The sequence below is a fragment of the Citrobacter sp. R-1.5.2 genome, from assembly GCF_035064245.1.
Lineage (GTDB): Bacteria > Pseudomonadota > Gammaproteobacteria > Enterobacterales > Enterobacteriaceae > Citrobacter.
In genome coordinates, this window is sequence record NZ_JASEYC010000003.1 from 67,318 (window position 1) to 81,624 (window position 14,307).

General features: G+C 50.8%; 14 protein-coding genes. 8 read left to right on the top strand and 6 right to left on the bottom strand.

The features are described 5' to 3' along the window. The first annotated feature begins 8 nt into the window (after positions 1-8). From QMN38_RS07235 to QMN38_RS07255, 5 genes are all read left to right on the top strand, one after another. Positions 9-869, top strand: a complete 861-nt coding sequence (locus QMN38_RS07235) for an isochorismatase (protein WP_323604771.1) — start codon at positions 9-11, stop codon at positions 867-869. Further along, positions 866-1,621, top strand: a complete 756-nt coding sequence (gene entA, locus QMN38_RS07240) for a 2,3-dihydro-2,3-dihydroxybenzoate dehydrogenase EntA (RefSeq protein WP_323604772.1) — start codon at positions 866-868, stop codon at positions 1,619-1,621. The genes QMN38_RS07235 and entA overlap by 4 nt, the downstream gene beginning before the upstream one ends. Before the next feature lie 2 nt (positions 1,622-1,623). Beyond that, complete coding sequence (gene entH / locus QMN38_RS07245) at positions 1,624-2,037, top strand: proofreading thioesterase EntH (protein ID WP_137384535.1); 414 nt, start codon at positions 1,624-1,626, stop codon at positions 2,035-2,037. 184 nt (positions 2,038-2,221) lie between these two features. Beyond that, positions 2,222-4,327, top strand: coding sequence for a pyruvate/proton symporter CstA (gene cstA / locus QMN38_RS07250; RefSeq protein WP_271455036.1), 2,106 nt, complete (start codon positions 2,222-2,224; stop codon positions 4,325-4,327). 62 nt (positions 4,328-4,389) lie between these two features. Next, positions 4,390-4,587 (top strand): YbdD/YjiX family protein, encoded by a 198-nt coding sequence (locus QMN38_RS07255; protein ID WP_323604773.1) that lies wholly within the window; start codon positions 4,390-4,392, stop codon positions 4,585-4,587. A gap of 98 nt (positions 4,588-4,685) precedes the next feature. On the opposite strand, the gene QMN38_RS07260 is transcribed toward QMN38_RS07255, so the two are convergent. Beyond that, on the bottom strand, positions 4,686-5,774 hold the full coding sequence (locus QMN38_RS07260) for an oxidoreductase (protein WP_271450167.1): 1,089 nt from the start codon (positions 5,772-5,774) through the stop codon (positions 4,686-4,688). Between the two features lie 132 nt (positions 5,775-5,906). Between QMN38_RS07260 and QMN38_RS07265 the strand changes: the two genes are divergently transcribed. Continuing rightward, complete coding sequence (locus QMN38_RS07265) at positions 5,907-7,067, top strand: pyridoxal phosphate-dependent aminotransferase (protein ID WP_323604774.1); 1,161 nt, start codon at positions 5,907-5,909, stop codon at positions 7,065-7,067. Here the strand turns inward: QMN38_RS07265 and QMN38_RS07270 are convergent, their stop codons facing one another. From QMN38_RS07270 to dsbG, 4 genes are all read right to left on the bottom strand, one after another. Further along, positions 7,068-7,685, bottom strand: coding sequence for an IbrB-like domain-containing protein (locus tag QMN38_RS07270; protein WP_137384530.1), 618 nt, complete (start codon positions 7,683-7,685; stop codon positions 7,068-7,070). Next, the gene (locus QMN38_RS07275) at positions 7,670-8,893 is read right to left on the bottom strand and encodes a phosphoadenosine phosphosulfate reductase (protein ID WP_271455039.1); all 1,224 of its coding nucleotides are present in this window, start codon (positions 8,891-8,893) and stop codon (positions 7,670-7,672) included. Before QMN38_RS07275 ends, QMN38_RS07270 begins: the two co-directional genes overlap by 16 nt. Positions 8,894-9,037: 144 nt before the next feature. After that, complete coding sequence (citR, locus tag QMN38_RS07280; RefSeq protein ID WP_323604775.1) at positions 9,038-9,961, bottom strand: DNA-binding transcriptional repressor CitR; 924 nt, start codon at positions 9,959-9,961, stop codon at positions 9,038-9,040. 227 nt (positions 9,962-10,188) lie between these two features. Continuing rightward, positions 10,189-10,935, bottom strand: coding sequence for a thiol:disulfide interchange protein DsbG (dsbG, locus tag QMN38_RS07285; RefSeq protein ID WP_271442582.1), 747 nt, complete (start codon positions 10,933-10,935; stop codon positions 10,189-10,191). 374 nt (positions 10,936-11,309) lie between these two features. Between dsbG and ahpC the strand changes: the two genes are divergently transcribed. Together ahpC and ahpF are read left to right on the top strand one after the other, a co-directional pair. Beyond that, positions 11,310-11,873: an alkyl hydroperoxide reductase subunit C gene (ahpC, locus tag QMN38_RS07290; protein ID WP_002894394.1), complete on the top strand. Its 564-nt coding sequence runs from the start codon at positions 11,310-11,312 to the stop codon at positions 11,871-11,873. Between the two features lie 154 nt (positions 11,874-12,027). Continuing rightward, the gene (ahpF, locus tag QMN38_RS07295) at positions 12,028-13,593 is read left to right on the top strand and encodes an alkyl hydroperoxide reductase subunit F (RefSeq protein WP_137384526.1); all 1,566 of its coding nucleotides are present in this window, start codon (positions 12,028-12,030) and stop codon (positions 13,591-13,593) included. Positions 13,594-13,715: 122 nt separating this feature from the next. On the opposite strand, the gene uspG is transcribed toward ahpF, so the two are convergent. Then, complete coding sequence (uspG, locus tag QMN38_RS07300; protein WP_005120854.1) at positions 13,716-14,144, bottom strand: universal stress protein UspG; 429 nt, start codon at positions 14,142-14,144, stop codon at positions 13,716-13,718. Positions 14,145-14,307 lie beyond the last annotated feature (163 nt).

Sequence of the window (14,307 nt, forward strand, 5' to 3'; positions counted from 1 at the left end):
AAGAAGAAATGGCAATTCCTAAACTGCAGGCTTATGCGCTGCCAACGGCGCTTGATGTTCCGGCAAATAAAGTTGACTGGGCATTTGAACCAGAACGCGCCGCGCTGCTAATCCACGACATGCAGGACTATTTTATCGGCTTTTGGGGCGAGAACTGCCCGATGATGGAACAGGTCGTGGCCAACATCGCCGCGCTGCGTCAGTACTGTAAAGCGCATAACATTCCGGTCTATTACACTGCGCAGCCGAAAGAACAAAGCAATGAAGACCGTGCGTTGTTGAACGATATGTGGGGACCGGGCCTGACGCGCTCGCCGGAACAGCAAAAAATCGTCGATGCGCTGGCACCGGATGAAGCGGATACCATTCTGGTTAAATGGCGTTACAGTGCGTTTCATCGTTCACCGCTGGAGCAGATGCTAAGAGACACCGGGCGTAACCAGCTGATCATCACCGGCGTATATGCGCATATTGGCTGCATGACCACCGCGACTGATGCCTTCATGCGTGATATTAAGCCGTTTATGGTCGCTGATGCGTTGGCAGATTTTAGCCGTGATGAACACCTGATGTCGCTGAAATACGTGGCGGGGCGTTCCGGTCGTGTGGTGATGACTCAGGAGTTACTGCCGACACCTGTTCCGGACAGCAAAGATGCGCTGCGCGGCGTGATTCTGCCGCTGCTCGATGAGTCTGAAGAGCCAATGGATGACGAAAACTTGATCGATTACGGTCTGGACTCAGTACGTATGATGGCGCTGGCGGCCCGTTGGCGGAAAGTGCATGGTGATATCGACTTTGTGATGCTAGCGAAAAACCCAACGATTGACGCCTGGTGGAAACTGCTCTCCCGTGAGGTGAAGTCATGACCGGCTTTGATTTCACCGGTAAAACGGTCTGGGTTACTGGGGCGGGAAAAGGGATTGGTTACACCACGGCACTGGCGTTTGTTGATGCGGGTGCGCAGGTGACCGGCTTCGATCTGGCGTTTGACGGTGAAGAATATCCGTTTGCCACTGAGGTGATGAACGTGGCGGATGCACCGCAGGTGGCGCCGGTGTGCGAGCGCTTGCTGGCGAACACCGAGCGGCTGGACGTGCTGGTCAATGCTGCCGGGATTTTGCGCATGGGGCCAACCGATGCGCTGAGGTTTGAGGACTGGCAGCAGACCTTCGCCGTTAACGTGGGCGGTGCGTTCAACCTGTTTCAGCAGACGATGGCGCAGTTTCGTCGTCAGCAGGGGGGGGCGATTGTCACTGTCGCATCCGATGCTGCACACACGCCGCGAATCGGTATGAGTGCATATGGGGCATCAAAAGCCGCACTGAAAAGTCTTGCGCTGACGGTCGGGCTGGAGCTGGCGGGTAGCGGGGTACGCTGTAATGTGGTTTCTCCGGGATCGACCGACACTGACATGCAACGCACGCTGTGGGTGAGTGATGATGCGGAACAGCAACGTATTCGCGGGTTTGGCGAGCAGTATAAGCTCGGTATACCGCTGGGGAAAATCGCCTGTCCTCAGGAAATTGCCAACACCATCTTATTCCTTGCCTCCGATCTGGCCAGCCATATTACGTTGCAGGACATTGTGGTCGATGGCGGTTCGACACTGGGAGCATGACGGTGATCTGGAAACGACATTTAACGCTTGATGAACTGAATGCTACCAGCCAGAACACGCTGGTGGCGCATTTAGACATTGTCTATACCCGACTGGGAGACGATGTGCTGGAAGCCGAAATGCCGGTAGATAGCCGCACGCATCAGCCGTTTGGTCTGTTGCACGGTGGGGCGTCAGCGGCGCTGGCAGAAACGTTGGGGTCAATGGCGGGTTATCTGATGACTCGCGATGGGCAGTGTGTGGTGGGAACCGAGTTGAACGCCACGCATCACCGCGCAGTATCGCAGGGGAAAGTGCGCGGTGTGTGCCAGCCGTTGCATCTCGGGCGACAGAATCAAAGCTGGGAAATCGTCATCTTTGATGAGCAGGGGCGGCGCTGCTGCACCTGTCGTTTAGGTACGGCAGTGATGGGGTGAAGCCACCCGACAAAGTAAAATGAAATTGCAGGGTTAACAGGTAAATGAAGTGATCTAGTTAACAATGCAATGTAAATACTCAGTGATACTTCGGGTTTGCATGGTTGTCAGGTTGTTAAATCCAGAAAAGATGTTATAGAAACAAAATGTAACATCTCTCTGGATCAGACAACGGATAACAACTATGAACAAATCAGGGAAGTACCTCGTCTGGACATTGCTCTCCGTGATAGGAGCATTTGCCCTCGGCTATATTGCGTTAAACCGTGGTGAGCAGATCAACGCGTTGTGGATAGTTGTCGCGTCGGTCTGTGTCTACCTTATCGCTTACCGTTTCTATGGCCTGTACATTGCGAAAAATGTGCTGGCGCTGGACCCGACGCGTATGACGCCAGCCGTGCGCCATAACGACGGACTCGATTACGTTCCTACCGATAAAAAAGTGCTGTTCGGTCACCATTTTGCGGCAATTGCCGGAGCGGGTCCGTTAGTCGGACCGGTGCTGGCGGCGCAAATGGGTTATCTGCCGGGTATGATCTGGCTGCTTGCCGGGGTGGTGCTGGCTGGCGCGGTGCAGGACTTCATGGTGCTGTTTGTTTCTACCCGTCGCGATGGTCGTTCCCTTGGCGAACTGGTGAAAGAAGAGATGGGCCCTACAGCCGGTGTGATTGCGCTGGTGGCCTGTTTTATGATCATGGTGATTATCCTCGCGGTACTGGCGATGATCGTTGTGAAAGCACTGACCCACAGCCCGTGGGGAACCTATACCGTCGCATTCACCATCCCGCTGGCGATCTTTATGGGGATTTACCTGCGCTATTTGCGTCCGGGGCGTATTGGCGAAGTGTCAGTCATCGGTCTGGTATTCCTTGTTTTTGCCATTATTTCCGGCGGCTGGGTTGCGGAAAGCCCGACCTGGGCACCGTATTTTGACTTTACTGGTGTACAGTTGACGTGGATGCTGGTGGGCTACGGTTTCGTGGCTGCCGTGTTGCCGGTATGGCTGCTGCTGGCACCGCGAGATTACCTCTCGACCTTCCTGAAGATTGGTACCATTGTTGGTCTGGCGGTGGGTATTCTGATCATGCGTCCAACGCTGACGATGCCTGCGTTGACCAAATTCGTTGACGGTACTGGTCCGGTATGGACGGGTAACCTGTTCCCATTCCTGTTTATTACCATTGCCTGTGGTGCAGTCTCTGGCTTCCACGCGCTGATCTCATCCGGTACCACACCGAAGATGTTGGCGAATGAAGGACAGGCCTGTTTTATTGGCTACGGCGGGATGCTGATGGAGTCCTTTGTCGCCATTATGGCGCTGGTCTCCGCATGTATCATCGATCCGGGCGTGTATTTTGCGATGAACAGCCCGATGGCGGTGCTGGCCCCTGCGGGTACGGTGGATGTGGTCGCTTCTGCGGCGCAGGTCGTGAGCAGTTGGGGCTTTGCGATTACCCCGGACACCTTGCACCAAATTGCCAATGAAGTGGGTGAGCAATCCATTATTTCCCGCGCAGGCGGAGCGCCGACGCTGGCCGTTGGGATGGCTTACATTCTGCACGGTGCGCTGGGCGGCATGATGGATGTGGCATTCTGGTATCACTTCGCCATTCTGTTTGAAGCCCTGTTCATCCTGACGGCGGTTGATGCGGGTACCCGTGCCGCGCGCTTTATGCTGCAGGATCTGCTGGGCGTCGTCTCACCGGGGCTGAAACGGACCGACTCGCTACCGGCGAACTTGCTGGCAACCGCGTTGTGCGTACTGGCCTGGGGTTACTTCCTGCACCAGGGCGTGGTCGATCCGTTAGGCGGTATCAACACCTTGTGGCCGCTGTTCGGTATCGCGAACCAGATGCTGGCAGGTATGGCGTTGATGCTGTGTGCGGTCGTACTGTTCAAGATGAAACGTCAGCGCTACGCGTGGGTGGCGCTGGTGCCAACCGCCTGGCTGCTGATTTGTACGCTGACTGCGGGCTGGCAGAAAGCGTTTAGCCCGGATGCGAAAATCGGCTTCCTGGCTATCGCTAACAAGTTCCAGGCGATGATCGACAGCGGTAACATTCCGGCGCAGTACACTCAGTCGCAGCTGACGCAACTGGTATTTAACAACCGTCTTGATGCTGGCTTGACCATCTTCTTCATGGTGGTCGTGGTGGTACTGGGTCTGTTCTCCATTAAAACTGCGCTGGCCGCGTTGAAAGAGGACAAACCAACGTCGAAAGAAACACCGTACGAACCGATGCCCGAGAATGTTGAAGAGATTGTGGCGCAGGCGAAAGGCGCGCACTAATATTCTCTTAACGAAAAGCCCTCTCCTTAATGGGGAGGGCGTTTGTACGACAGGGACTCACTATGTTTGAAACACTCGCTAAAGCTGGGAAGTATTTAGGGCAAACTGCCCGATTGATGATTGGGATGCCGGATTATGACAACTATGTTGAGCATATGCGTGTTACGCACCCGGACCAGGTACCGATGACTTATGAAGAATTTTTCCGCGAGCGCCAGGATGCGCGCTATGGGGGGAAAGGCGGCGCGAAGTGCTGTTGAATTTTTGCCGGATGGCGCTAACGCTTATCCGGCCTACAACATTGCATTGGCCGTAGGCCTGATAAGGCGAAGCCGCCATCAGGCAACCTGCACCATAGTCACACCGTAAACGTCTCTACCTTCTCAAATGCCGCACGCAGTGTTTCCGGTGTTAGCTTCACCGGCAGCGCATGAATGGACTCCACCGGGCGCAGAGTGTGCGCGATCACCTTATCGATTTCGGCGCGGTTATTGATGTCCACTTCCAGTTGAGCCAACCGGGTTGGCAAATTGAAGCGCTGATAAGCGGTAATTAATTGCGTTAGCACATCATCTTGTCCTAACAGCGCGCTCTGCACCAGTATGCCGTACGCCACTTTGGTGCCGTGTAAAAACTTCTCCGTTTGCGGCAGGACGGTCAGGCCATTATGCACTGAGTGTGCCGCTGCTACGCGGGTATAGCGCTCGCCCAGACCGCCGACCATACCACCGCCAGCAATGATCGCATCCACCACGTCGCAAAATGCACGGGTCAGTTCACCACGCTGTTTATCTGCCAGCGCCTGTTCGCTGCTCTGAAGGAGAACGTCGCGGATCGCCAGTGCGCCGTTGATGCCCAGACGTACGGTCAGCGGTAAGGTTTCAGGCTGTGGGGCGAGCACAACCGCTTCGTACCATTTCGCCAACGTGTCCCCGATACCGGCCAGCAAATACGCGTCTGGTGCATTAAGCACGATCTCTGGCTCTACCAACACCAAAAAATTGGCATCATCGAAAATTTCGAAATGCAGTGCCTGACCAGCATCGTTGTACCAAACGGAGAGCGGCGTCCAGGCCGCACAGGTGGCGGCAATGGTTGGGATTGCCACAAAGGGCAAACCAAGGCGGCGCGCCAGTGCTTTGGCGGTGTCGAGCAATGTCCCGCCGCCCACGCCAATCACCACGCTACGGTCGTCTCCTGACTCTGTTGCCAGTTGAGCAACATCGGTTTCGCTGCAATGACCCGTAAACAGCAGACGTTTAGCCTCGGCAAGTTGAAAGGCCTCAGGCAGATAAGGCCGGGCTGCAGCGATAGCGCGCTCACCATATACCCAGACGGCGCGTGAGAGTTGATCCTTGGTGAAAAAATCGTTGAGTCTCGACAGGCTGCCGGGATGGGAAAAATAGTTGGCCGGGCCGGTGACGACGCGAATCTCGGTATTACTCATGTTGTGTTGTCCTTTTGACTGTCCTGTCCAGGCAGGTTATTTTTATATAGACGTCTGAACGTCTTGATTGCCAAATACTAGCATCGTGCTATAGTGGCTTCAACCACAACATTACACGCTGGGATAACAATAATGAGTAATAACCCGCTGATTCCGCAAAGCAAACTGCCTAATCTGGGCACCACTATTTTCACGCAAATGAGCGCGCTGGCGCAGCAGCACCAGGCGATTAATCTCTCACAGGGATTTCCTGATTTTGATGGTCCGCACTATCTGCAGGAACGACTGGCATTTCATGTGGCGCAGGGTGCGAACCAGTACGCACCGATGACGGGTGTGCAACCGCTGCGCGACGCCATTGCCGATAAAACCGCCGAGTTGTATGGCTACAAGCCGGATGCAAACAGTGACGTGACGGTTACGGCAGGGGCAACAGAAGCGCTGTATGCCGCCATTACGGCGCTGGTACGGCCTGGCGATGAGGTGATATGTTTTGACCCGAGCTACGACAGCTATGCGCCTGCGATCGAATTATCCGGCGGCGTTGTTAAACGCATCGCGCTGCAGCCGCCGTCTTTTCGTGTGGACTGGCAGGAATTTGCTGCGCTAATCAGTGACCGCACCCGGCTGGTGATCCTAAATACGCCGCATAACCCTTCGGCTACGGTATGGCAGAAGGCGGATTTTGAGGCGTTATGGCAGGCCATTAACGGGCATGAGATTTATGTCGTCAGTGACGAAGTCTACGAGCATATCTGTTTTGCCACGCATGGGCACGCCAGCGTGCTGGCGCATCCGCAACTAAGGGAGCGCGCAGTTGCCGTTTCATCATTTGGCAAAACCTATCATATGACGGGCTGGAAAGTGGGGTACTGTGTTGCGCCACCGGCTATCAGCGCAGAGTTACGTAAGGTCCATCAGTATTTAACCTTCTCGGTCAACACGCCGGCACAACTGGCGCTGGCGGATATGCTGCGCGAAGATCCAACGCACTACCGTGAGCTGCCCGCGTTTTATCAGAGAAAACGTGATGTGCTGGTGAATGCGCTGCGTGATAGTCGGCTGGAAATACTGCCCTGTGAAGGGACGTACTTTTTGCTGATTGATTACAGTGCTGTTTCTGATCTCAACGATGTGGAATTTTGCCAATGGCTGACTAAAGAGGTCGGTGTGGCGGCGATCCCACTGTCCGTTTTCTGCGCCGATCCTTTCCCCCATAAGCTGATTCGCCTGTGTTTTGCGAAGCAAGAATCGACGCTGCTGGCAGCGGCAGAACGCCTGGTTGCGCTGTAGCTATTTCACCGTCCAGGCTTTGGAGAATCGACGGTCGGCAAATAACTCTTGCAGACCGTTGATTTGCTTCAGACGTAAGACTTCGTCGCTATCCATCCCCAGCTCGTTACCGATTTTCTCTTCGCTCCAGCCTAATTGTGATAATTCACGAACGATTTCCGACATGGCATGGATTTGATGCCGCCCACGGGCACGATTGTGGCGGATTGTCGCCGCCATGCGCTCATGACGCCCGCGTTGTAGGCAGGTAACGGGCAGATAACCTTTCAGGCGTGATTTTAGCGATGATTTGTTTTTGCCGATTTCATGCCGATGGAATCCGTCGACGATTTCATATTCTTCCTGGGCTGATTGAACCACGACGATCGGCTGTGTGAAGCCATCGGCTTCAATGGATTTCAACAGTAGCTTTTTCTCCGGCGGCGCAACGTTATTTGGGTTGTAATCATTTGGCGAAATAGCGTTATTTTTGATCCACAGAACGCAGTCTACCGGTTCTTCACGGAAAGGACTGACGCTATGGATTGCCATCCTGAATTCATTGATTGCTTCGATTCGTTCTTCTTCTGAAAGACCAGAAAGAAAACCGGTGAGTTCCTGAGTTAGTCGTCGTTGCATAAGATCCCCCATTCCTGGCGTTTGGTTTTCATACGTTCGTTATAACGCTGATAGTTTTTCATTTTTGTGGGACTGAATGAGAGTGCCCGACACCAGTAGTCATTATTCAGCAGTACTTTGCAGATCCGTCTCCATGAGGGGATGTCTTTAGAACCAATATCGCTTTCTTGGGATTGAGGAATCTCATCGATCCCCTTTTTCTTGTACCACTGTATATAGACGGCGATTTTGTTGCGGTAGTGTTCTGCGGTCTGTTCCGGCATGCTGTCTAATAGCAGCATGGCATACGTTTGCCAGCTTAAATGCTCTGGTTTTAATATTTTACGGTGGCCGTAAAAATGATTGTCATGACCAGCGTAAATCCCGCCGCTTTTAACACCGCTAACCCGGGCACACATGGCTGCCCATCGCTGTGGCTCAATAACATGATACAGCCACAGCCCTTGGCGTTGTTCCGGGCCAAAGGGTTCGCAAATACGCATATATCGTGTTGGAACTCCGGCCTGGTACATCAGGTTATACAAGGGGTTGCATGACATTTTTGTTTTTGCAAACCATGTCCAGATATCGGCTGTTTTCCAGTCATACATTGGATAGATATACCATGTATGCCCTCCTGGCGCGGCGGTAGTCCACGGTTTGTCATCGGCAAAACGCTGCTTACGTGAATGGGCAATGGCGACAAAACGGTTATATGACTCGTCGGCACGGATACCCACCATCATTGCCGCAGGGCGTTTTTCAGAAAACCAGTCAGCGAACTCACGAACGAATTGTTCAAAGGTCATGCCGGGTTGATAGAAATGAAAGAAATTGGGATCGGTAATCGCATCTGCTGGTGGTTGTCGCACCCATTGTGTATTGGGTTCCCAGCACTGCCATTCCGGTTGAAATTGTGAGAGAGAATTTTGTGTGGTAAGCGGTATTGCTACCCAATAAAAGCGTTCAATAACGTCAGAATAGCGTTCTCGTAGCGCTTCAACATAGTCGATAGTGCAAGAGAATTGCGCTTCCCAGTCAATAAACAATACGCTGATTTTTTTATGTAACTGGCGCGCAAGAGTGGCGGTGAGATGCATCATGAGTCCGGAGTCTTTTCCTCCGGACAATGAAACGCACACGCGAGGCAGTGTTTCCAAAGTCCAGGTGATGCGTTCCTGAGCGGCTTCCAGAACGCTCTGACTCAGTGGGATTTTGTAAACAGACATAGCAAGTCCATACTGAATGAATAAAAAGTGACATTTCTAATATATGCTTGCAATAAGATAGGCTAATTTACGCATCGTGCAACATTTAAATATATTCACGTAATATATTTAAATGTTGTTCTTATTTGCTGTAATAATATTTTCTCAGTGGGGTATTATGCTCTGCTTGTTTCTTTCACTTATTTTAGTGATAAATTCTTCGAAGTTTTTATTGTTGAGCGATGCCCGGTTATACATTAAAAATAGATCCATTGATGGTAATTTAAGGTTTGTGTTGACCTCTTTTAAATTTAACAGAGGGGCGTACAGTTCAAAAGTGACTTTGGGAAGAAAACCGATAATATCCGTGTGGGATATAATGTTGATAATTGATATTAGCGAATCACTACAAAATCCTGTCTTACGATTAGACATAAAAGAATTTGCTTCAGAATGGTACTCTTTCACACCGGCATCGTCAGTGATAAGTTGTGTGAATTGCTCCTCAAGTATTTCATTTAAAGTCACTTTATCATGTATCCTGGGGTGGTTTTTGCTACAGGCTAATACGGTTTCGACCGTTCTGAATGGCGTGTATATAATCGAGCGATTAACAACCGGTGATGTGGTGATGACAACATCTGCTTTACGGTAGGCTAGCAGATCCTCCGCTGTTTCCGATGTTATCAATATGTCATGGTGTTCAATTTCAACATATTGGTCTTCCCTGATAAATTGAATTAACTCAGTTACGTACGTGTTATTGATAATTTGCGGGCTGTAAATGACAAATTTTTTCTTCAGACTGGATCTGTGCATAATGTTAATTGTTTCTTCCAGACTGTTGAGATTGTTCTCGAGATGATGATGCAGGTTGACCGCCGTTACGGTAGGCGTAATACCTTTTCCTGCACGAATAAATAGAGGATCATTGAATTGTGTACGCAGCCTTTGTAACGACTGGCTAACGGCTGAGGGAGTAATAAACAGCGTTTCGGCGGCCTTGCTTATGCTCAGATTTTGATAGATACACTCGAAAATAACCAGCAAGTTGAGATCGAATTTTTTGAGGTCGTAAAGGTTAGCCATACGCTAATTCCTGTTTGAGTTTTGTTGTGAAATATTCTGTTTTGTTATGTGTAAGTTGTAATGCATTATCATTACATATACATATAAAACTTAATGAATGGTTTAATAATACTAAAATAGCACAGGTAGGGTTATTTTTGCGGTAAAAAGTGCTAATGCGTTGATTGATATGGAAAGAAGATTGATTGATATGAAGATGATATCAATCAATCATTCGTTGCGTATATCTATTTGGCTCCCATAATAATATCCAGCTTCTCTTTATCGGGCAAACCAACTGCCTGTTGCAGTGTATTATCTTTGCTCATGTAATAAATGGCGGGTGTGACGTTGGCACCTAAATCGTCCATTAATTTTTGGTTGATATTCAGCGTCTTCATCTGCTCGGCAGGTGGCGTTGCTGACATTGTCAGCTTCATTTTACCGCCGGATGCTTCATAGTCGTGCCAGGTTTTAGCGGGATCCTTGCTTGCCAGAATGGCCGCAGCGGTTGCCGGACTTTCGGGCTTAATCACGCCGACCAACAGCGTGCGTAATTGAACTTTGCCGGACTCAACCCACGGACGTGCCTGTTGCCAGAATTGTTTGCAGTATGGGCAGAATGGATCGGCAAACACATACACAATAACCGGAGCGTCTTTTTTGCCGTCCAGAATCCACGACGCTTTTTCCATTCGTTGCCACATCTCGCGCCCGGCAGGTGCATAGATTTCTTTTTCTATCAGCGCATTGCTCAGGTTTTCACCTTTCTCGTTATACATGTAGCCGGAGATCGCATGTTTTCCATCAGGCGTGACATAGATAGTGACCCCCATATCCTGGTATTTGCCCAGGTACCCTTTCATGCCACCAGGGGCGTCGAACGGCTTCAAAATCGTAATGCCCTGTTTCTCAATCGCTTTAACAGGGGCAGGAAGCTCTTCAGCGTGGACGACAGCAGGGAGGAGAGCTAAGAGTAATGTACGTTTAAACATTGATTTTCCTTATAAAATTAGAAGGAAAGGGAGTTAAGTTGCAAAACCTATCGCAGCCATAGGTAAGATCGACAGTCTGTCGATTGCCCTTTCGGTAGTTGGGTGATGTAATCCCAATCGCTGTTACGACCTTGGTTAAGGTAATGTAGAGCGCAACACATAGCCAGTTCTGCTGGCACTGAAGTTACTTGCGGGTAACTCGGGTAATGAGGCTCCCTGCAAAGGGAGCCTTTTTTACTTTTAGAATAGGGTTTACAAAATGCGGTTGAGTCGGTTGTTAGTTAACGCTTATTGATTTGATAAAGGAAACGCATTAGCCCTTATCAATGATTTTCGTTAACTTATCCCTCAACGAAAACACGGAGGAAGTACAGATGTCTTTGATTAATACCAAAATTAAACCTTTCAAAAACCAGGCGTTCAAAAACGGTGAGTTCATCGAAGTAACCGAGAAAGATACCGAAGGTCGTTGGAGTGTCTTCTTCTTCTACCCGGCTGATTTTACTTTCGTATGTCCGACCGAACTGGGTGACGTTGCTGACCACTACGAAGAACTGCAGAAACTGGGTGTGGACGTTTACTCTGTTTCTACCGACACTCACTTTACTCACAAAGCATGGCACAGCAGCTCTGAAACCATCGCGAAAATCAAATATGCGATGATCGGCGACCCGACTGGCGCCCTGACCCGTAACTTCGACAACATGCGTGAAGATGAAGGTCTGGCTGACCGTGCAACATTCGTTGTTGACCCGCAAGGTATCATCCAGGCAATCGAAGTTACCGCTGAAGGTATCGGCCGTGATGCGTCTGACCTGCTGCGCAAAATTAAAGCTGCACAGTATGTCGCTTCCCACCCTGGCGAAGTTTGCCCGGCTAAGTGGAAAGAAGGCGAAGCCACTCTGGCTCCGTCCCTGGACCTGGTTGGTAAGATTTAAGTCGCATAATTTGTAGGCCGGATAAACGTAGTGCATCCGGCATTCCACAGGCGCAAATTTGCGCCTGTTTCATTCCAGCACCATGACGCAAGTTGCATTGATGCAGCCCCGCGAATTCGGCTTGCATGATGATGTTTTCAGAGAGGGAAGAATAATGCTCGACACAAATATGAAAACCCAACTCAAGGCTTATCTTGAGAAACTGACCAAACCTGTTGAGCTGATTGCTACGCTGGATGACAGCGCTAAATCGGCAGAAATCAAGGAACTGCTGACTGAAATTGCTGAACTGTCAGAAAAAGTCACCTTTAAAGAAGACAATACTCTGGCCGTACGTAAGCCATCGTTCCTGATCACCAATCCGGGTTCTCACCAGGGGCCACGTTTTGCCGGCTCTCCACTGGGCCATGAGTTTACCTCTCTGGTTCTGGCGCTGTTGTGGACAGGTGGCCATCCGTCGAAAGAGGCACAGTCACTGCTGGAGCAGATCCGCGACCTCGACGGGGATTTTGAGTTCGAAACCTATTATTCACTGTCCTGCCATAACTGCCCGGATGTGGTGCAAGCGCTGAACCTGATGTCCGTGCTGAACCCGCGTATCAAGCATACGGCGATTGATGGCGGTACATTCCAGAACGAAATTACCGACCGTAACGTCATGGGCGTTCCGGCGGTCTATATGAACGGTAAAGAGTTTGGTCAGGGCCGTATGACGCTGACTGAAATCGTAGCGAAAGTTGATACTGGCGCAGAAAAACGCGCAGCGGAAGAATTGAATCAGCGTGATGCTTACGATGTGCTGATCGTCGGTTCGGGTCCTGCCGGGGCAGCGGCTGCGGTGTACTCTGCACGTAAAGGTATTCGCACCGGTTTGATGGGCGAACGCTTTGGCGGTCAGGTTCTTGATACCGTTGATATCGAAAACTACATCTCTGTACCGAAAACCGAAGGCCAGAAGCTGGCTGGCGCGCTGAAAGCACACGTTGATGATTACGATGTGGATGTTATTGATAGCCAGAGTGCGAGCAAGCTGGTTCCGGCAGCTCAGGAAGGTGGTTTGCATCAGATTGAAACGGCTTCCGGCGCGGTGTTGAAAGCACGCAGCATCATCATTGCTACCGGCGCAAAATGGCGCAACATGAACGTTCCGGGTGAAGATCAGTATCGTACCAAGGGCGTAACCTACTGCCCGCACTGTGATGGCCCGCTATTTAAAGGCAAGCGTGTCGCGGTGATTGGTGGCGGTAACTCGGGGGTTGAAGCGGCTATCGATCTGGCGGGTATCGTCGAGCACGTGACGTTGCTGGAATTTGCCCCGGAAATGAAGGCCGATCAGGTTCTGCAGAATAAAGTCCGCAGTCTGAAAAACGTCGACATTATTCTGAATGCACAAACCACAGAAGTGAAAGGCGACGGCAGTAAAGTCACCGGTCTGGAGTATCGTGACCGCGTCAGCGGTGATATCCACAATGTGGAACTGGCGGGTATCTTTGTGCAGATTGGCCTGTTGCCGAATACGAACTGGCTGGAAGGCGCCGTTGAGCGTAACCGCATGGGGGAAATCATCATTGATGCCAAGTGCGAGACCAGCGTGAAGGGTGTTTTTGCTGCGGGGGATTGTACAACCGTACCGTACAAGCAGATCATCATCGCGACTGGCGAGGGCGCGAAAGCGTCTCTGAGCTCCTTTGATTATTTGATTCGCACCACAACCGTATAAGAAAGTAAGACTCACCTGCAAAAGAAGCGAAATGCCCGATAGCACAAGCATATCGGGCCTACAAATGGGATTTCATCGGTTTGTAGGAAGAAGAGGCTACCGGAAGGTAGCCTCTTTTTTTATTAGCGAACGACCAGCACCGGTAAGGTGGCGTGGCGGACAACGCTTGAGGCGTTAGAGCCGAGCAGATGGGTGCTAATTGATGGGTTACGCGACCCAATGACCACCACATCTGCATTCAACTCTTCACCCAATTCGTTTACCACATCACGCACGCTACCAAAGCGAACGTGCTGCTTAATGCGGGAAGGATCGATACTGAAGTGACCGACCATCGTTTGCAGACGGGTTTCCGCTTCGTGTTGCAGATGCTCTTCAAAACGACGAACGTCAGCGGCAAAACGGTGCAGACTCAGACTGGCAGAACCCGGGAGCACATGCAGCAGATGGATAACCCCTTTATCTTGTGCCAGAAATTCTGCATGGCGAACAGCCTTGTCGCTCAGTTCCATTTCGAATACATCAACAGGCATTATGATTGTGTTGTACATAAACATTCTCCTTGTCATTACATGAACACATAACAGCATAGTATTAAAAATGATTCTGTCAGTCACGACACAGATTTATGTTTTGCGAACAGGAGAAAAGGAAGTGCAGCAAATGAAAGAAAGCAGAGGTTGAAGCGGAAAGAGGATGCGGATGCATCCCCTG

Coding starts and splice junctions, on each gene's coding strand:
- QMN38_RS07275 (WP_271455039.1), bottom strand. CDS start 8,893: ATGTCTGTTTACAAAATCCCACTGAGTCAGAGCGTTCTGGAAGCCGCT.
- QMN38_RS07235 (WP_323604771.1), top strand. CDS start 9: ATGGCAATTCCTAAACTGCAGGCTTATGCGCTGCCAACGGCGCTTGAT.
- dsbG (WP_271442582.1), bottom strand. CDS start 10,935: ATGTTTAAACGTACATTACTCTTAGCTCTCCTCCCTGCTGTCGTCCAC.
- QMN38_RS07265 (WP_323604774.1), top strand. CDS start 5,907: ATGAGTAATAACCCGCTGATTCCGCAAAGCAAACTGCCTAATCTGGGC.
- citR (WP_323604775.1), bottom strand. CDS start 9,961: ATGGCTAACCTTTACGACCTCAAAAAATTCGATCTCAACTTGCTGGTT.
- cstA (WP_271455036.1), top strand. CDS start 2,222: ATGAACAAATCAGGGAAGTACCTCGTCTGGACATTGCTCTCCGTGATA.
- ahpC (WP_002894394.1), top strand. CDS start 11,310: ATGTCTTTGATTAATACCAAAATTAAACCTTTCAAAAACCAGGCGTTC.
- uspG (WP_005120854.1), bottom strand. CDS start 14,144: ATGTACAACACAATCATAATGCCTGTTGATGTATTCGAAATGGAACTG.
- QMN38_RS07270 (WP_137384530.1), bottom strand. CDS start 7,685: ATGCAACGACGACTAACTCAGGAACTCACCGGTTTTCTTTCTGGTCTT.
- entA (WP_323604772.1), top strand. CDS start 866: ATGACCGGCTTTGATTTCACCGGTAAAACGGTCTGGGTTACTGGGGCG.
- QMN38_RS07255 (WP_323604773.1), top strand. CDS start 4,390: ATGTTTGAAACACTCGCTAAAGCTGGGAAGTATTTAGGGCAAACTGCC.
- ahpF (WP_137384526.1), top strand. CDS start 12,028: ATGCTCGACACAAATATGAAAACCCAACTCAAGGCTTATCTTGAGAAA.
- QMN38_RS07260 (WP_271450167.1), bottom strand. CDS start 5,774: ATGAGTAATACCGAGATTCGCGTCGTCACCGGCCCGGCCAACTATTTT.